This window comes from Anabaena sp. WFMT, assembly GCF_051781005.1.
Classification (GTDB): domain Bacteria; phylum Cyanobacteriota; class Cyanobacteriia; order Cyanobacteriales; family Nostocaceae; genus Anabaena.
Genome location: NZ_JBPWOA010000006.1, coordinates 430,830 through 448,144 on the forward strand (window position 1 = coordinate 430,830; position 17,315 = coordinate 448,144).

Below are 17,315 nucleotides of genomic sequence, written 5' to 3' on the forward strand. Positions count from 1 at the left end.
ACAGATGAAAGTTGATAATTATCGTGAAGCAACTGCACTCACTGAAAAATTGAAAGCCAGCTTACCAATTAAAGCCAAGGCGGCAAAAGAATTATTGAAAATGCTGAAGACAAGAGGAGACATAATAAATCCAGATAAAGAATTTGAAGTTGATTGGGTATCTTATTCTGGGGATGAAGGTGGTATTATGTGCCGACTGGTCAGTAAAAATGATAATCCCGAAGATGAAGATAAAGCACAATATGTAGTGTCTATTACCCATCTCAAAATAGATCCAGATCATCCCCATGCAGAAGAAATAGCAACTTATCAACGCGAGCGGAATCGCAAGTTAATGTTACAAAATCGTAGTAGCCTTTTGACTGAATTAATGCCTTTACGCTCTCCTCAAAAAAGGAAGAGCAGTAAAGGTTTTGGTAAATAATTAGCTCCGAAATCGGTATTGAATTTGTTTGGGAAGTTTTACTATTTTGACATCATCAAAATAGTAATATTCTCCTCGCATTTGCACATTTTGAATTAGGCTTACTGGAGGCATATTTACTACATCATAACTAATGACTTGATTGGTAAACATGACATCCAATGGATTTAAAGGATGAGTACAGGTGAATAAATCAGTTTTTGTTTTTGGTTGTGGTAATTTCTCAAGCTTTAATTCTGCTTTACTCATCCATTTACCTAAGCGAATCCATTTTGGTAGTTTGATTTCTTTTTGAGCAATTAGAAAAAACTCAAATTTACTTTCTGGTGCAATTTCCTTAGCTCGTCCAAAACTGGGAATGTTCTTTTGGGTTTTTTCCATTTCAACATGGTAGTTATTATTTGCATATTTCCATGTATTGAGAACAGCAGTATGATTCAAAGAACGAGCCGGAGTGATATAGATTCCTTGCTCATTTAAAGGGGTTAAATGCTGCTCATATTTTGGCACTTGTTCGGGGCAGAAATAGCGATAGGAATCTTCCTCAGCAACAGTTGTTGAATAGACAGGACTATCAACTAAACCGAGTGCGTAACATAGAGCGTAATTATGAATTATTGGCTCTGTTTCGTATAATCTGCCAATTTCACGAGTGGCAAAATAGAGACTGTCGTGTAGTTCTAATTGACAACGGTAGATAATTGTCATGGCTATTACTTAGTCTTAGCAGCAGTTTTCTTTTTGCTAATATGTTTATTGGCATATTCTTTCGCTTCTGTATCAGCTTTTTGCAAAATTGATTTAATTCCTGTTTCGTTATTTGTGAGGTTTTTAACTTCAGTAATTAGAGGTACAAAAGCATCTCCAATAAAGTCATTATGTACAATAAATTCATCAGCCATTAAATTCTCAATTGCGTTTTTTGCAGCAGCTATTACATCATCCTCATCTAAAGGATCAGGCGATTTGAGAGTATTATTAGCCTTCATATGGTCATATATTGCTTGAGTCCAACGCAGGTTACTGGTAATTTCTCCATCAGCAAAAATAACACCAATCAATTCATTTCTAATACGACCTGTGCGGGTTGTTTGTGCGCCATAGTGACGAGTTCTCAGGATGTTATTAAAAACGTAAAGAAAATTAGCTTCTGTTGGGTCTTTTAGCGTCACAATACTAGGAAAGAAAACCTGTGGTCTGATGTGGTCTTGTTGATTAATTCTACTAGTAACTTCACCCAGTTTAGAATCTTTCTCTCCCTTTGAAGCCATTGTACCGTTTTCAAAAGGAGCATTAAGAGTAAATGTTTCATGAGATTCATCAAATGCTGTAATTGAAAATGCAGTATCGACAACAACTTTTGATTTCTCCGAACCAGAATCACCAATAGCGAAACCGTAAATAATGCAATCAGGATTGTCCATTGCAAAAGATACGTTATATTCACATTCTTCTGCTGTCATGAATTCGTATTTGCGTAATAATTCTCTACCAACTAATCTTTCTGGTGTAGATTGTTTACGTTTGAACATGGAAAGACGGCTAATGGTGTTTTTCTCTTTTACTCCTGCTCTAACCCGTGCTTTATTGAGTTCGCTATCTGTTTGAAATAGAGGGTAAGATTCAGTAATGCGAATAGTGAGAAAGTGGGCATATTTACCCATCGGTTTGTAGGGAATTTCTGATTGAAATAATTTAGCATCAACAGTTTTTAAAAGTGCCATGATGGTTTTCCACAATGAGGTTAATTGAAGTAATAAATTTGTTGATATTCTCGTTCCCATACTCTGTATGGGAATGAATTCTTGAAGGCTCTGCCTTCTGTAAAATAAGTAGAGTCAGAGACTCTGTTAGGCATTCTCAGTCAGAGACTGGGAACGAGAACAGGCGTAGTTTGATTATTCATTTTCATCACCTTCCGATTTAGATTTTTCTGCATTTTCTTTATCATCTTCTAAGCGATAAAGAAACTCACAGGTGTCTCGAATTAGATTCAATTGACGGCCTGCTAAACGTGCGCGATCGCTCTTAAAACTTCCTTCAAATACATCCACTACAAAATAGTTAGCAAACTCTAAAACTGCTTGTCTTTCTTCCTCCCTTTTACTCATCATCCAGCGTCCTTCAGCAGTAGAAGAATGTACCCGATCCATCAGTTTAAAAACCTCTGCTGCTACGGCTGAAATTAAAGTTTCTCCATCAAACACACTTGAATCTGCTTTGAGAATAGTTTCCGCAGCAATATCAATGGGTTTTAAAACAGCATTAGCTTTAGGATTAAACTTTTTATTGGCTCGATAAAAACGGCGATAAAGTTCCGTTAATTTCTTTGGATGATTAAAAGTTGATGTTTCTCCCACAATTAATTTCTCCTGAGTAAAATCAAATTTTGTATAAGGGTCAAAACAAGGATAAAAATGATAGGTGTAAAGTTTGATTTTCTCAATTCTTGCTGTTTCAACTCCTTGGTTACGCACCCATTTATTGAGATAAGCAAAGACATACAGAGGACTTGTTTCAAAATCCTTTGCTAATTCCGTAAATTTCCCCCAGTTAGCATCATAACCAGTCTTACCTTGTCTAGCATTCACATCTAAATGAATAGCGTAAGCAGCAGTTAAAACATTTAAAGGTGCAGGATATTGAATACCGTACTCTTCCCAACCTTCTAAAATGTAATCAAGTCGAAATCTATCTCTTTTTACCAAAGTACGGAAAGCATGAGGCGCACTATCAAGAAAAACGGTTTCTTCAAATTCTGCACCATCATTAAATGGGGGAATAGGAGACTCAGAAACGACAGTTTTCACATCTAAAATCATGGGGAAAGCAAAAGCTAACCAACTCGGCATTACCCAAGATTCTGTATCAGTACTATCTCTTCCAGGAGGTAAAGCCATGAAGTAAAATGTTAAAGGTTGATCTTCTGGATAGGAAAGTTTAAAGGTGCGATATTTTTCACTATCTAAATTTTCATCAATTAAGAAACTATCCACACTTTGATAATTTTCTTTACCCAAATCAACCTGTAAATCTTTACTGATGAAATGATTACGGATGCTAGTATCGAAACGAGTTTGAGCAAGGTTGGTGTAAGCTTTTTGTAAAAACTTATTAGTTTCGGGGGTGAAGTAATAAGTTGGATAAAAGTAGAGATAGCGATATTTACCATCTTCAAATCTTTTACCTACAGCTTGAGTTTGATTCATCAGAATCTGTCTCAACATCATTTCTACACCAGCAATACTGGAAATGTTGCGTTTAGCGTTAGAACCTCCTAACATTTGTTTATTTGTATAAACTTGGGGAGTAAATAAAACGGCTGATTCCATTTGCTCGGTTACAGTGTATGCCGAATGAGAAATTGAGCAAATTAATTGTTTACCTCTCCCTGGTTTTTTTGCAGCATTATAATTACTCAACTCATTGATGAAATTATCAACTTCAGTTGTGACAGATGTTTCTGTATTGGTAGTGGGTAACATCACAACTCTGGATACCCACAGTCTTAAATCATCCCAACCATCAGGTAATTGATATTGTGCAAGAATTGGTGAAATTAAATCTGTCAAGTAATAAATTACCTGTTGACAATTTTCTCGGACATCTTCAATACCTGGATGTTTTTCCAGATATTTAGCCGCTAGATAATACCATTCATAAGGTACACCTCCTGTATTACCTTTTAATTTTTGTTCTTTCAGACTTTCATTAATGCGTTGAATTTCTCTAACTTGGGGAAGATATTCTGTTAAATTCCAAAATTCAGCAACTTTGTGAGTTAAATCAAAACTGGGGAGTTCTGGAAGTTTTTTATCTTTTTTTCTGGAAATTTCAATTCTCTCAACTGTTTCTTCCCAAATTTTGCGAGTAATTAAATCTCCAAATTCGGCAATTTGATCAATACGGATGCTATCATCAAATTGAAAATTATAATCAGCAGATAAAACATTTTGTTTTTGAAACTTAACTAAATTCTCACTGCGACTTTTAGCAACAGAAGGTTTATTAGTATTGAGAATGCGTAAGGTAGCATCTAACGCAACTTGCATTAAACCTGGAGACTCAAAAAATAGGTTGTAATATTCAGCATATTTCATCCCTTTTCCATCTCTACCAAATCCCGTTTGTCTCAGTTTTAATTGACCTGCACAAAGAGATTTAATTTTATTAACTACCAAATCTGGTAAAGTTTCAGGTGAAATAGGAGGAGCATCACGCAACCCTAGATAAATTACCCCTGTAGGTAGATATAACAAGGGTTGATAATATCTATTTTCTTCGGTATTTAAGTTAGTGTGAGCTTCAATTACAGCATTATTAACAACGTTGGTTAAAACACCTCTATTTTCGGCGATGTGATGATAGGTGAATTTTAATTTACCATCACTAAGACTGTGAAGAATTCCATTTAATGTCTGATTTTCCGCGTCTTGAGGATGTTTGATAATTGAAGAAAGTAAATCAGCTAAACGAGTTAAATCACATAAACTGCGAATAGTGCGATCTTTAAGAACAGGATTTAAACCAAATTCTGAAAAATTCCAGTTAGTATCCCAGCGACTTTGTGCATTGTAAGCCATACACAACAAATCATCAATATATTCTTGATAAAATTCGGGATTTTCTGGATTAATAAATTTATCAAGTCCTAATTGTCGAACTTTTTCATCAATTATTTTTTTATGTTCATCTAAAGGTAAATTGCGACAGTTTTCAGGTGCATCTGGAAATTTTTCAAAGTCATGTAAAATAAAGCCAGCAATTACTAAACGTCGTTCTTTATCTTTTACTAATCGCTTAACTGTGGTATCCAGTTTTTCTAATCTTTGCTCAATTAAATTAGCTGGGAATAAACCATTGAGTAAATGAGTATTTAAAGATTGGTCAGCAGCATTATCACGTCTAACTTTTGTTTTACCTTCTGCTTCTCGTTTTTCATCAATTTCATCAAAAAATTTACCACCTTTCGCAGTAACACCAATAGCTATTTTTAGCAAATTGGGCAATACATATTCGCTAAAATCTGCCATGACTTGATCATGAGGATTTTCAGCTTGTATTGCTTCTCTTAATAATTTGAGTGTGAGTAATTGTCCTTTAGTTTCAATAGTCCTGTCATTATCTCCATCAAAACCAAAATCACCCGACAACCAATCATCATCTGAGGTTTCAGAATTAGAATTATCTTCTATTTCTAAGAGTAATAATTGTTGATGTTCATCTTTTTTATTTTTTTTAGCCATTATCTTATGTCCATGACATGAAATAGTTTATTGATTGGAAGTAAAATTCTTATTCAAATCCTTCTAGCAATTTAGCAACTTGTGCTGGATCAGGAAGTTGATTTTTTAGCTCTTGTGGTACTGTAGAAACTATTTGATAAGTTGATACACCAATGGGTTTATTAGAATCTTTCAGTGCGTATTCAACAATAGTTCTCTGTTTGGATTTACAAAGAATTATGCCAATAGAAGGATTTTCATCTGGTAACTTTACCGTGTCATCTAAAACAGATAGATAAAATTGCATTTTGCCTACATATTCAGGCAAAAATTTTCCAATTTTTAATTCTATTGCCACCAAACACTTTAAACGGCGGTGATATAATAGAATATCTATAAAATATTCTTCATCATCAACTTCTAAGCGATATTGACTACCAATAAAAGCAAATAAACCACCCATTTCTTGTAAGAATGGTTCAACTCTTGTCAAAATCGCTTGTTCTAGCTGTCTTTCGCTGTGTTCATCTGCTAATTCCAGAAAATCAAAAGTATATTCATCTTTAACAGCTAGTTTTAATTGGTTACGTATCTCTGTTGGAACTGTTTTATCAAAGTTAGTTTGATTGAGCAGAGTTTTTTGATATGTTTGATTTTCAATTTGGTGAATTAAAACGTTTTTTGTCCAGCCAAACTTCCGAGTCATTCTGATATAAAATTCTCGTTCTAAATCATCTTTGCACTTTTCTAAAATGACTATATTGTGAGTCCATCCAATTTCTGCCACCAATGGTGGCAGAATTTCTTGAGAGTGGTAAGTTAGGTAAAAGTCTCGCATTCTCCAAATATTGCGAGTAGAAAAACCACTAATACCTGGAAACTCTGCTTGTAAGTCTTTTGCTAACTGTTCTACGACTGATTTACCCCAATTAACATTCTGTTGTCGGGTAACAATCATCTTGCCAATATCCCAGTAAAGGTTAATCATTTCCCGATTAACTGCTTTGAGAGCATCGTATTGGGCTGCACGAATTCGTTGTTGTACTTCCATAAGTAGATGTCTGTAATCATCAGAAATCTGATTACTCATAACTGCAATATTTTAATTAGCTGCGTAGACTAAACAGGCTTGCACATCTTCCCTTTCTAACCAGGGATATGCTTCTAACAAAGTTTCGATAGTATCACCTGCTGCTAACATTCCTAAAATATGCTCAACAGCTAGACGACGACCACGAACTATTGGTTTACCGTCAAAGATTTGGGGGTCAAATGTAATTCTTTCTAATAATTTTTGTTCGGTCATAGTTTAGGTATTTAGTTTTTTATTTTGGTAAGTTAGCGTAACTCACTTTACTGATTGAAATTAAGGAGTTTGGTAAACCAAGAAATTTATATTTCCAAACTCCTTAACACATTACGCAGCTAATTCCATCAAATCTAGATGAGTGAAGTAGATTTTCTGTGGAAATAAATTTAGTTCAAGTTGCTTATAGGGAATTGGTTGCTGAATTTCTTCTACCAATTCCAGTACATCCTCAGTTACAGTAGATTGTTTTGAGGTATAAGCTTGCAAGTCAAAGAGTTCCATCTGTTGATGGTTTTCCATATAACTCTCCAATTAAATTGTTTACTTGGAGGCTTCTGACTAGAAATAAGAAAACACTGTGGGTCAGAGGAATAAAATATTGTCCAACCAGTCTCCGTTCCTGCACTCAAGCGTTGAAGCCACACTAGCTGATGATAGCATAGTTTTATAGAGATCAGTATCAGAAGACCCTTTAAATTTCTTACGCCTGATCTTACAGAAATTAATGTACAATCTGAATTGACAAAACTTATGGGCAACGAGTAACCCCTATTAGGGATTGAAACTTCCGCTACTGTTCTCAGGCGTTTATGCCTTACTGCCCATACTAGCAAGCCGGAAAATAAATCAATAAAAGCTTGCTTGACTCCATAATCCCTATTAGGGATTGAAACTATATTTACTGTTGAACGTTTTCCTGTTATTTTTTCCAAAATTGACGGTAGACGCGAAAACCTCAAGCAATCCATAGCTCGTCTCCTTTGCTTTTAAAGGTATAAGCAAGCGTATCCAGCAGTAGCGCCGATTGACCAAAAGCTATAGAATAGGGCTGAGTTGCTTCATGAATACTGTACTTGTCACTGATGGGATAAAGTTGAAAGTGCATGGGTAGCCTTAAGCGCATCCGCACTTCCGCAACTGGACGACGAATTACATAACAAACTAAACCCTCTTTTTTCAGCTTTTTATCAATTTGACCTATCCAAGCATTATCCGGTTGCCATACTCCCACCCCTGTTAAAACCTGAACTTTCCAAGCATCAGCGATGGGTTGCAAGTCCCCAGAATAGGTAAATTTCCAGTTCAACCGTTCCTCACGGTAGAAACGTAACTTGATAAATGCTAGACAATGGACAAATCTACCTTTTGCTATGGGTTGTCCGGTACTTTGCGCGGTTTCTTTTAATGTCCGCATAAATCCCGCTTCTGTCCACATTTCAATTTCTAAATTGCTTAAAATTCCTGGTAAATCGTAGGTTTTAAATCTCTCATTTTCGTTATTTTCTGTTAAATCATATAACCCACATTGCAAAGGACTAGAACCGCGAAAACTCGCTGCATCTTCAGCAATGGGATTTCCTGATTTACCTGATATTTCTTTCCAGTCTTTAGCCCATCCTTTAATATGTCCAGCTTGTGAATTTAATCTAGTTTCAAATACTTGTTCACAGGCTTTTTGAAACTTTTCTCGACTTTGATCATATTGTTGTTTAATAGTGCGATCGCTCAATTTACAACATAACCAAAATGACTGCACAGCACCCCATCGGCGATAATAACCATGAAAATCATTGATTTTCCGATATTGCTCTTTGATGATTTGTTGTAAAAATGGACGATCATAAATATTATCAACTTGTAATGGTGGCAAATCTGTTTGAAATAAACGCTCAACTAAGAAGTTAGGAACTAAAGCATACGCTGTGAAATTGTTAAACTTAATTTCTTGACCATTCTTTTCATATCCGTCATGTCTTCCTAATCTTCCTAACCGTTGAATAAAATTACCAGAATCCGATGATTCAAAAATTAGAAAATTAATTTTAAAATCAACTCCTACATCAATTGTACTTGTACCTAAAACTAAATCAGCCGATAAACTTAACTCTTTCTCTCCTTTACTTGATAAACCTGTATTTTCTCCCACTGTCAAATTATAGGGTTTTAAAAGTTCTTGAAAAAATGGAGTGAGTCGCTTAACTGCTGCTATTGAATTGAGAATAATTGCACCTTTACTTCCTGGATATTCTTGAAACTGAGATACAATTAAATTGCTATTGGCTTTTAACCAAGTTTCCGAAGCTTTAAAACTCGGTTTTAAAGGCATAAAATTGAGTGCAATTCCTCGCGCTACCTGTCGCCAATCTTGGTTTTTCAGTTGCGCTTCTTGTTCGATATTATCAGGAAATTGATATTTATTCTCTTCCAGAGGGTTTATTTCTCGACACCGAAATCCTGCTGTTTCTAATCTGCTGATTAAATCTTTATCTGGTGTAGCTGAAAGAAAGAGAAATTTTTTCCTGCGGTTTGTACAATGAATTAACAGCATGGTGTTAATTACGCTGGCAATTTGGGGAGCAGCAAAAACATGAAATTCGTCAAAAATAAATAAATCGAAGTCTTTATCAATTTTATTCCATAATTTGTCAGGACTATCACCAGTAATTAAATAATTACTGCGATGTAAATAATGAAAAATATCAGGGTTCGTTAATAATGCTTCTCTTTGGCTAGAGAGAGTTAAAAGTGCAGCACCTTTTTTTAATCCTTCATTTTCTGCATATATTTCTAAATCAGCCCCACTCAACCTAACTACACGGGGTTGATTTTCTGGTTTAAATATATCAGTATATCCCTGAATTTGTGCTTCTTGATCGCGTGCTAATTCATTGGTTGGATAAAGTCCAATAGCCGAAAATTCACCTTGAAGAACTTCTAAATAAGCAGCTAAACTTTTACCATCACCAGTCATCGCAGTGTTGAAAACTACGTCAATGTTTGGATCGCGTAATGCTTTTAAAGTCTCTAATTGATGCCAAGATAAACACCAATTTTCAGGCAATTTTACCCCGTCAGGTTTGGGGACTGTTTGCGAATAAACAGGTTTGAGTTTAATGCTGTAATTTTCTGACATACCCTTAATAACTCACTTCAATTTCTGCAACTAATGGTTGCAGTTTTGCATATCTCAAGAAACTAACTATGTTTGATCTGGTTTGTAAGTACCAGATTAGCAATTACAACTATTTATTGGGCTTTTTTTATCCAGAAATCTCTAATACAGATACAATAACTGTAAATTCCACTATATGTCAAGACTGTAATTACAATTATTCGATGTCAAGGAAAAAAGAGACAATTACACTGTCAATTCCCTCTGGTACAAAAGAACAACTGGAAGAAATCGCCCGCAAATTACGTATCTTCTGGGGTAAGTCCCCCAGTGTGTCTGGATTGCTGGTAGCGATCGCACAACAAGAGTTTGAAGTCGGTGAACCTTTCACCCTCAATTCAGCCCAAGTAGCCGCACTCCAGCAAGCCATAGGACTATTGAAGGACTCTGGTTTTATTGAACAAGCGCAAACTACCTCTAGTTTGTTACTAGAACGAGGCAAACTTGAGCCTCCCATACGTCAATCGCTACTCCAGCAAGTTAGCCAACCTACAGAAGCATGGCGCATTCTTACAGACCAATTCCGCCAAAATCAACAACCATTTCATTTACTCTATGCAAATCCTCAAGTGGGAGACCTATCTTTTACAGTGCGTTACTCTGAAATCGCTTTTGAAGAGAAGCGTTTTTACTTAAATATTTGGTGCGACGAAACTGAAGATATCGCCAATACTGGCTTTCCAGAACTCATCCACAATCGCTGTTTGCGTCTGGATCTAATCAAAGGTGTTGTTCCAATCAACGGACAATGGCGGGATCAAGGGCTAGATTACCTAAAAGTGTACTTACACTTTTACGGGGGTCTGATTAAAGCTTATGAAGCAAAACCTAACGATATCAGCAACGAAGTTATTGGAGAGGTGCGTCAAGTCGTCAGAAAAGTATCAAATCCCTTCTGGTTAATTCGGGAAGTCTTGCGTTATGGGGAAGACTGCGAGATCGTCTCGCCGGAAAATGTGCGATCGCTCATCAAAGCCAAACTCATCAGCCTATCTCAACATTATGACTTGAACCTTCATTCCTAAAATCCCTCAAAAAACAATTCAGGAGTTATATAGCGTTCCTCATCACATGAGGTACATCATAGCCCCCTCCCCGCAAGCGATGAGGGGGTTGGGGGTGGGGTTTTTGTACCTCACTCAACCGATCACCGCTATAATCTGTCGCAGCGCGGAAGCAAGCCACAGAATCAAACGTCAAGTTAACTCCTGAATTTATTTCTAAATTTCATCCAAATCCATTTAGAAACACATAAATAAAAGTACTTAAATATCACTATTTAAGCTGATTCTACCGTTTTAGGTAATTTAAAATTACTGATTTACAGGCAATACCATACCTTCAGAAGCTAATAACACATTGGGAAAAGCAACTTTAAGTTGGTTTTGAATTTGGTCAAGAAAAACATCATCATCATCTGGGTGATGGTGTGAAATCACCAAGCGTTTGACACCAGCACTTTGTGCTAAATCCACCGGAGTTTTCCAGAGTAATTCAGCATATTCATGGTTTTTATCCGTTGGTGGAGTGTAGGTAGCATTAGTAACTAGTAAATCAACACCGTCAATAATTTGTAGAATTTGTTTTTGTTCTTCTAAATCCAGACTTTGATGTAAATCTGTCGCGTAAGCAACACTATAGTCCCCCCAACTTATACGATAACCAATTGACCTCTGATTTTTATTGATTAATGCCGTTGTAATTGTTACCTCACCTAACTCTACCGGATTACCAGGAGTCAAATTATAAAAAAGTAACTCCGACTGCATTACCTGCAACGGGTAAGGAAAGTGAGGTTGGAGCATCTGATCACATAAACATTGTTTAATGGATGCACCATTTGAAGCAGCAGTACCGTAAATATGAAAGCTATTGTCGGTAATAAATGCAGGAGCAAAAAAAGGAAATCCTTGGATACGATTTGACTGGCAGTTGGTAAAAAATAAATGCGCTTCTAGTGGTTTTTGCTCTTGTTGCCAACTTTTACCTAGTACGCGTAAACCAGTACCTCCATCAAAAACCAAGCGTTGTCCTGCTACATATATCTCTACACAAGCAGTATTACTACCATATCGGCAGGTATGACTGTTTGGGGTAGGAATTAAACCGCGTACCCCCCAGAATTTAACCCAAAACTCCCCAGCAAGGTTATTTAGCATAGGAGTTACTTTTTGATCGACATAGGTTTGAGAATCAGATAGCTCAAAATTTGGCATTTTTCTTGAAATTAGAGCTTACTGAGCAGATCATCGTAGTTTCTTACTTCTAGCATCCTGTTTATTTCATCCACAATGACGACCGTAGGAGAGTAGTTTTTTAACTCTTCTAAAGTAAACTGCCCGTAAGTCATTATAATCAAACGATCACCAATAATGCCTAGACGTGAGGCCGCTCCATTTAACTCAATTGTTCCTGAGTTAGCGGGGGCAGGAATAGCATAAGTAATAAAACGCTTACCATTAGCATTATTTACTACTTGTACTTGCTCATAAGGTAAAATACCAGCTTGATCTAAAAGAATTTCATCTATGCTGATACTACCCACATAGTGAAGATTTGCCCCCGTGAGGGTACAGTTATGAATCTTAGCCAAAAGGAGAGTGCGCTGCATTTCGTTTTGGGTTTTTCCGTAACAACCGCGAGTAGTTTAAGTCTCTTTAGTTGATTTATGAGTGGTTGTTGAAATTGTAACATCAGTAATTTGTGAGTCAGCGCAGTTGAGTTAGTTTCTCCGCTTAAAGCTACTGCCAAACCCCTAAGGATCTAGCGGGTTTACTCATATAGCTGGCTTCTCCACCAGGGTGCGACTGACGAATCTGAAGGGTAATTGGTAATAAGTAAACAGCAGGTTATAGGTAACACAGAACAGTATCTATTCCTCGTTTCCCTTTTACTGTTACCCATTACCCATTACCCATTACCCCACCATCTATTTTTTAGCAGCTTTGATGAACTTCTCTACTAAGGGTGCAACCCTGTCTACATCTTGCCAACCGAGAATTTCTGTCACCTTTTTTTCCAAATTTTTATAACTACGGAAAAATTCGGCAATTTCGTCCAGACGGTGGGGCGCTATATCTTTCAAAGATTTTACATGGGCGTAGCGTGGATCTTTGTCGGGAACACAAAGAATTTTTTCGTCGCGATCGCCACCATCAATCATTTCTAAATAACCAATCGGTCTTGCCGGAATGACGCAACCAGGAAAGGTCGGTTCATCCATTATGACCATACCATCTAGCGGATCGCCATCATCAGCTAGGGTGTTGGGTATAAAACCATAGTCGTAAGGATATTGTACGGAAGAAGAAAGTACCCGGTCTAGGGCAAAAGCTTGCAAATCCTTATCAAATTCGTATTTATTTTTACTCCCGCCAGCAATTTCAATCAGAACATTGATCACACCCGGTTTCGGTTGGGCAGGAATAAGAGATAAATCCACAACAAAACTCCTTCGCTAACAGTGAATCAAGGTAGCACGCAGTTCGGCTCCCCGTATCAGATTTTAGGGCAATAGTGGATCTCTTCCCAAGCTATTCATCATAAACCCCAGTTTATAGTCCTTTTGTACTATTTAAATAGGGAGAGGACTTACGCAAGATGTGGCTGAAAACCTGATTATTAAGTAGGGGTAATTCATAAATTACCCCTAATTTCGTAATGTTTTGCGTAAGTCCTGCCATAAAAAACGCTGCCAATTTCTAGCAACGCTTTTTTCAGTCATTATTTGAGATTTCGCTGGGACTTATTTACCTTTGGGGGTAATTTTGGTCAATACCAGCTAATTTCTCGCTGGTGGTATTTTTTGTTTATGTTTATTCTTTACCTCTGGCCAGATGATAGGTTAGCTGTTGCTGATTATTTTGAACATCAGGTGAAGAATAGTGTGAAATTATAAACACGGGTAGGATAAGGGTAATGAGAGCGATCGCAGTTCCCACAATGTCTGCCAAACGTTGGGAATATGTGTCGTGAGAATTGGCAGACGGGCTATTTGAATTCATACAAAATTGTGGTTCTTCATATCACTGTAGTTTTGCTCTCCAAAAAGAGAGTCTCAATACTATCTTAGCTATTTTTCTTCGGTAAAATCTGTAGCTTTAAAGAATTTCATCCAGTTTCAAAAGTGGCACACTCTGTTTTTATACATGGCTATTTTGTTACAAATCAAATATCAAAGATTTGATGCTTTATTTGGTGACTAATTCTTTCATAAAGGGACTTCCTTCATGTCAGGATTACTTGACTTAGTGATCGTAATCACAGCATTATTAATTACCCTGTGCATTTCAATTGAGATTTGAGAATCTAGGGAGATTACTCGAATACTCTATCAGTCTAACACCTCAAAATGCTTGTATTTAGGTTAATTGAGCCGATTTTTTGGGGTTTGATACACCAAAGATTTAGCTAAACCCACTTACAGCATATTTGGTATTTTAGATCGCTCAGATGTAGATACAATCAAAGCTACCAGCATTCCGGAAAATCACTGCCATGATTTTTTTACAAAATATTTCTACGCTGAAAATAAAATTACTGTGATAAAAATTTTCTACCAATATTCAGTAATTTTAACTAAAAATATGAACAACTAAAAATTTTATATCGTAGTACTTATGACTAATTTTTTATCAATCTATATATCAGTAGATTAAATAAGTTAGCCCCCTTTATTCCCAAAGAAGGAGGCTAAGGAGGTTAGTTTTAGTTAATGCTTTGAAAGGTTAAGAAAACACCAAAAAATAAATTACCCCTAAATAGCTCAACCTTTGCCATAAGCACTCATCGGTTCTTTGATAAATCGGATATAAAGATGTCTAAATGTGGACTTAATCACACGAGGCATGGCAAAATCAATGGGCATTAATTTTTCTGGTAATTGCCAATCTGCGATTTGCAGTAAATCTGGTGATAAATTAGGAAACTCAATATCGCTTAATTCCGGGCAAATTCCTAATCTTTGGGAAGCGGCAACGGTGGGAACTTGTTCAGGTGAAACTTTGAGAATTTCTAACATTGCTCTATCTAAAGCAAACACATTCTCTGATGCTGCTAAAACTTCTAAATTACGAGGTTCTCCGCCACTTGGACCATTGCCTTCATGACCGATAATACCATCTAAAATAGTTAAAGTGGGATTAATAGCCCTAGCGGTTTCTACCAACATTTCTCCAAATCTTTCAGCATCTTTTCCTGCTTCCATGTGCCACCAGGCTTTCATTTTCCCAGGAACACAACCAAAGAGATTTTTGACTCCTAAAGTTAATGTCAATTGCATATGAGATTTAACTTTGGGTAAGTTAATAATCACATCTGCTTCCATTGCTTCTTTAGAAAGTAGCAGGTGGTTAAAATTGTCGTTGACTGTTTGATAACGTTTACCGTGAAACTCCACAATTGGTAAATTTAATGATTCTAAAATTGGTAATAAACCATTAGCGATAGCGACACCTTTAGCACTACCAAAAGCAGGACTATCTCCTAAAAATGGCTTACCACCAACGGCAATTACCATTTCGGCAACGGCGCGAACTAATTCCGGGCGTGTGGTACACTCTTTAGTAGGACGGGAGCCGGTGAGTAGATTAGGTTTGAGTAAAACGCGATCGCCCTTTTTGACAAAAGCAGCCATTCCCCCATAGGGTTCTAGCAGGGTTTCCAAGGATTCTTTTAAAGCGTCTTGTTCGTAAGATTTAGCCCGAATCAGGCTGACAGACGGTTTTTGTGTTTGCATGGGTAATAATTGCGTTATACTATAACAATATAAACAAGATTTATTAAGTAAGCAGGGTATGAATTATTTTTTGTGGGGATGATTGCCAGAAACTATAAGAATTAAACATTTTTTGAGGGTTTAGCAATGCTAAACCCCTACATCTTTATAAAGGAACAATCGCACTCATTTGGTCTAAATCTAAGACAGTGGCTAATTCTGCTTCTGTCATTAAGCCTTTTTCTAAAACTATTTGACGCAGAGATTTACCTGTTTCCAAAGATTCTTTAGCTACAGCAGCAGCATTTAAATAACCGATGTGAGGATTTAAGGCGGTGACTAATGCTAAACTACCTTCGGCGTAAGCTAAACATCTTTCTTTGTTAGCGGTAATACCTTGAATACAGCTTGAAGTGAGAGAAGAAATGGTATTACCTAAAATTTCGATGCTGTGAATTAGATTATAAGCAATGAGGGGCATCATCACATTTAATTCTAATTGTCCAGCTTGGGCAGCGAGTGCGATCGCACTATCATATCCCATCACCTGAAAACAGACCATTGAAGTCATCTCTGCCATCACCGGGTTATATTTCCCCGGCATAATCGAAGAACCAGGTTGGACTGGAGGCAGTTGAATTTCCTTAAACCCTGTTTTTGGGCCAGAATCCATTAAACGCAAGTCATGGGAGATTTTAACCAAGTCCTGAGCTAAATTCCGCAATGCCCCGGAAACATTCACAAACGCACCCATACTTTGCATAGCAGCCATTAAATGAGGTGCAGGTTCTAGGGGAAATTCTAATAATTGCGAGAGAACTTCTACCACCCGTTGCCGATATTCAGGATGAGTATTCATACCTGTTCCCGCAGCACTACCACCTAAGCCCAACACCATCAAATCCCCAGAAGCAATATAAAGACGGTTTTGGTGTTCTGAAAGAATATAAGCCCAAGCGCGGAAATTTTCACCCAACCGCACAGGTACAGCGTCTTGCAGGTGTGTTCTCCCAGATTTGACGATATCTTGAAATTCGATCGCTTTTGCTTCTAAAACCGAAATTGCCTGTTCTAAAGCTGGGTGTAGAGTTTGGGTAAGTGCCAATAAACCACCAATGCGAATAGCTGTAGGGATAACATCATTGGTAGACTGGCCATAGTTCACATGATCATTAGGACTAACCCGTTTGTAATTGCCTTTTTCGTCCCCAAGAATTTCTAAAGCGCGATTTGCCAGAACTTCGTTAACATTCATGTGGTGAGAAGTTCCCGCACCGGCTTGGTAGATATCAACTACAAACTGATCTCGTAACTTACCTGCAAGGATTTCATCAACAGCTTTGATAATAACTTCACTTATATCTGCGGGAATACAACCCAGTTCACCATTGACAATTGCGGTAGCTTTTTTAATATATAAACAAGCATCAACGTAAGTGGGCAAAGGCTTTAAACAGCTAATAGGGAAGTTTTCGATAGCGCGTTGGGTTTGGATACCATAGTAAACATGATTAGGAATTGTGCGATCGCCCATCGAGTCCCGTTCAATGCGAAAATCTGTATTGTCAGTCATAGTCTGGTTTGAATAATCTCAAAATAGAGATCATCCCATGCAAGTACACTAAAAGCCTAGTCTAGAAATTATATATTTCGCGTTCAGATGTTGTCGTAGACTCCAAACCAACCCA

The 17,315-nt window shown here is 37.0% G+C and carries 16 protein-coding genes; 2 read left to right on the plus strand and 14 right to left on the minus strand.

Annotated elements, in window-relative coordinates; all coding sequences use genetic code 11:
* Positions 1 to 4: 4 nt before the first annotated feature.
* Entirely contained in the window at positions 5 to 424 is a 420-nt protein-coding gene (locus ACSQ6I_RS06570) for a hypothetical protein (RefSeq protein WP_438889569.1), read from the plus strand.
* On the opposite strand, the gene cas5d is transcribed toward ACSQ6I_RS06570, so the two are convergent.
* From cas5d to cas3, 7 genes are all read right to left on the minus strand, one after another.
* Positions 425 to 1,132 (minus strand): type I-D CRISPR-associated protein Cas5/Csc1, encoded by a 708-nt coding sequence (cas5d, locus tag ACSQ6I_RS06575; RefSeq protein ID WP_438889570.1) that lies wholly within the window; start codon positions 1,130 to 1,132, stop codon positions 425 to 427.
* 5 nt (positions 1,133 to 1,137) lie between these two features.
* Positions 1,138 to 2,148 (minus strand): type I-D CRISPR-associated protein Cas7/Csc2, encoded by a 1,011-nt coding sequence (cas7d, locus tag ACSQ6I_RS06580; RefSeq protein ID WP_438889571.1) that lies wholly within the window; start codon positions 2,146 to 2,148, stop codon positions 1,138 to 1,140.
* 174 nt (positions 2,149 to 2,322) lie between these two features.
* The gene (gene cas10d / locus ACSQ6I_RS06585) at positions 2,323 to 5,670 is read right to left on the minus strand and encodes a type I-D CRISPR-associated protein Cas10d/Csc3 (protein WP_438889572.1); all 3,348 of its coding nucleotides are present in this window, start codon (positions 5,668 to 5,670) and stop codon (positions 2,323 to 2,325) included.
* A 49-nt stretch (positions 5,671 to 5,719) separates the two neighbouring features.
* On the minus strand, positions 5,720 to 6,739 hold the full coding sequence (locus ACSQ6I_RS06590; RefSeq protein ID WP_438889573.1) for a PDDEXK nuclease domain-containing protein: 1,020 nt from the start codon (positions 6,737 to 6,739) through the stop codon (positions 5,720 to 5,722).
* Between the two features lie 12 nt (positions 6,740 to 6,751).
* On the minus strand, positions 6,752 to 6,955 hold the full coding sequence (locus tag ACSQ6I_RS06595; protein WP_438889574.1) for a DUF433 domain-containing protein: 204 nt from the start codon (positions 6,953 to 6,955) through the stop codon (positions 6,752 to 6,754).
* 111 nt (positions 6,956 to 7,066) lie between these two features.
* Positions 7,067 to 7,258 carry a hypothetical protein gene (locus ACSQ6I_RS06600; RefSeq protein ID WP_438889575.1) on the minus strand — a complete coding sequence of 64 codons (192 nt, stop codon included), beginning with the start codon at positions 7,256 to 7,258 and terminating at the stop codon, positions 7,067 to 7,069.
* Positions 7,259 to 7,694: 436 nt separating this feature from the next.
* Positions 7,695 to 9,872: a type I-D CRISPR-associated helicase Cas3' gene (cas3, locus tag ACSQ6I_RS06605; RefSeq protein ID WP_438889576.1), complete on the minus strand. Its 2,178-nt coding sequence runs from the start codon at positions 9,870 to 9,872 to the stop codon at positions 7,695 to 7,697.
* 203 nt (positions 9,873 to 10,075) lie between these two features.
* On the opposite strand from cas3, the gene ACSQ6I_RS06610 reads away from it, so the two are divergent.
* A complete protein-coding gene (locus tag ACSQ6I_RS06610; RefSeq protein ID WP_438889577.1) occupies positions 10,076 to 10,936 on the plus strand; it encodes a transcriptional regulator in 861 nt (286 codons plus the stop codon).
* 25 nt (positions 10,937 to 10,961) lie between these two features.
* On the opposite strand, the gene ACSQ6I_RS06615 is transcribed toward ACSQ6I_RS06610, so the two are convergent.
* The 7 genes from ACSQ6I_RS06615 to ACSQ6I_RS06645 form a co-directional block, all read right to left on the minus strand.
* Complete coding sequence (locus ACSQ6I_RS06615) at positions 10,962 to 11,111, minus strand: hypothetical protein (protein ID WP_438889578.1); 150 nt, start codon at positions 11,109 to 11,111, stop codon at positions 10,962 to 10,964.
* 113 nt (positions 11,112 to 11,224) lie between these two features.
* Positions 11,225 to 12,127 (minus strand): MBL fold metallo-hydrolase, encoded by a 903-nt coding sequence (locus tag ACSQ6I_RS06620; RefSeq protein WP_438889579.1) that lies wholly within the window; start codon positions 12,125 to 12,127, stop codon positions 11,225 to 11,227.
* Between the two features lie 11 nt (positions 12,128 to 12,138).
* On the minus strand, positions 12,139 to 12,522 hold the full coding sequence (panD, locus tag ACSQ6I_RS06625; RefSeq protein ID WP_015213674.1) for an aspartate 1-decarboxylase: 384 nt from the start codon (positions 12,520 to 12,522) through the stop codon (positions 12,139 to 12,141).
* A gap of 318 nt (positions 12,523 to 12,840) precedes the next feature.
* On the minus strand, positions 12,841 to 13,353 hold the full coding sequence (locus ACSQ6I_RS06630) for an inorganic diphosphatase (protein WP_015213675.1): 513 nt from the start codon (positions 13,351 to 13,353) through the stop codon (positions 12,841 to 12,843).
* Between the two features lie 373 nt (positions 13,354 to 13,726).
* Entirely contained in the window at positions 13,727 to 13,915 is a 189-nt protein-coding gene (locus tag ACSQ6I_RS06635; protein ID WP_438889580.1) for a hypothetical protein, read from the minus strand.
* A 761-nt stretch (positions 13,916 to 14,676) separates the two neighbouring features.
* Positions 14,677 to 15,648, minus strand: a complete 972-nt coding sequence (locus ACSQ6I_RS06640) for a DUF362 domain-containing protein (protein ID WP_438889582.1) — start codon at positions 15,646 to 15,648, stop codon at positions 14,677 to 14,679.
* Positions 15,649 to 15,793: 145 nt separating this feature from the next.
* Complete coding sequence (locus ACSQ6I_RS06645; RefSeq protein WP_438889583.1) at positions 15,794 to 17,200, minus strand: aspartate ammonia-lyase; 1,407 nt, start codon at positions 17,198 to 17,200, stop codon at positions 15,794 to 15,796.
* Between the last annotated feature and the right edge of the window lie 115 nt (positions 17,201 to 17,315).

Excerpts from the sequence above, each read along its gene's own strand:
- ACSQ6I_RS06570 (WP_438889569.1), top strand. The coding sequence starts at position 5 with ATGAAAGTTGATAATTATCGTGAAGCAACTGCACTCACTGAAAAATTG.
- cas5d (WP_438889570.1), bottom strand. The coding sequence starts at position 1,132 with ATGACAATTATCTACCGTTGTCAATTAGAACTACACGACAGTCTCTAT.
- cas7d (WP_438889571.1), bottom strand. The coding sequence starts at position 2,148 with ATGGCACTTTTAAAAACTGTTGATGCTAAATTATTTCAATCAGAAATT.
- cas10d (WP_438889572.1), bottom strand. The coding sequence starts at position 5,670 with ATGGCTAAAAAAAATAAAAAAGATGAACATCAACAATTATTACTCTTA.
- ACSQ6I_RS06590 (WP_438889573.1), bottom strand. The coding sequence starts at position 6,739 with ATGAGTAATCAGATTTCTGATGATTACAGACATCTACTTATGGAAGTA.
- ACSQ6I_RS06595 (WP_438889574.1), bottom strand. The coding sequence starts at position 6,955 with ATGACCGAACAAAAATTATTAGAAAGAATTACATTTGACCCCCAAATC.
- ACSQ6I_RS06600 (WP_438889575.1), bottom strand. The coding sequence starts at position 7,258 with ATGGAAAACCATCAACAGATGGAACTCTTTGACTTGCAAGCTTATACC.
- cas3 (WP_438889576.1), bottom strand. The coding sequence starts at position 9,872 with ATGTCAGAAAATTACAGCATTAAACTCAAACCTGTTTATTCGCAAACA.
- ACSQ6I_RS06610 (WP_438889577.1), top strand. The coding sequence starts at position 10,076 with ATGTCAAGGAAAAAAGAGACAATTACACTGTCAATTCCCTCTGGTACA.
- ACSQ6I_RS06620 (WP_438889579.1), bottom strand. The coding sequence starts at position 12,127 with ATGCCAAATTTTGAGCTATCTGATTCTCAAACCTATGTCGATCAAAAA.
- panD (WP_015213674.1), bottom strand. The coding sequence starts at position 12,522 with ATGCAGCGCACTCTCCTTTTGGCTAAGATTCATAACTGTACCCTCACG.
- ACSQ6I_RS06635 (WP_438889580.1), bottom strand. The coding sequence starts at position 13,915 with ATGAATTCAAATAGCCCGTCTGCCAATTCTCACGACACATATTCCCAA.
- ACSQ6I_RS06640 (WP_438889582.1), bottom strand. The coding sequence starts at position 15,648 with ATGCAAACACAAAAACCGTCTGTCAGCCTGATTCGGGCTAAATCTTAC.
- ACSQ6I_RS06645 (WP_438889583.1), bottom strand. The coding sequence starts at position 17,200 with ATGACTGACAATACAGATTTTCGCATTGAACGGGACTCGATGGGCGAT.